Source organism: Pseudomonas sp. QLc11A (genome assembly GCF_052112305.1).
Lineage (GTDB): Bacteria > Pseudomonadota > Gammaproteobacteria > Pseudomonadales > Pseudomonadaceae > Aquipseudomonas > Aquipseudomonas laurylsulfatiphila.
Map to the genome: position 1 here is coordinate 1 of NZ_JAVAJJ010000084.1, position 264 is coordinate 264.

The 264-nt window shown below is 49.2% G+C and carries 1 rRNA gene; it reads right to left on the reverse strand.

The annotated features are described in order from the left end of the window. A 23S ribosomal RNA gene (locus Q8X48_RS30005) occupies window positions 1-264 on the reverse strand; the annotation flags it as partial.

The window sequence follows — 264 nt, forward strand, 5'->3', positions numbered from 1 at the left end:
GTTTCGGGTCTATTCCCAGCGACTAGACGCCCTATTAAGACTCGCTTTCGCTACGCCTCCCCTATTCGGTTAAGCTCGCCACTGAAAATAAGTCGCTGACCCATTATACAAAAGGTACGCAGTCACCTAACAAAGTAGGCTCCCACTGCTTGTACGCATACGGTTTCAGGATCTATTTCACTCCCCTCTCCGGGGTTCTTTTCGCCTTTCCCTCACGGTACTAGTTCACTATCGGTCAGTCAGTAGTATTTAGCCTTGGAGGAT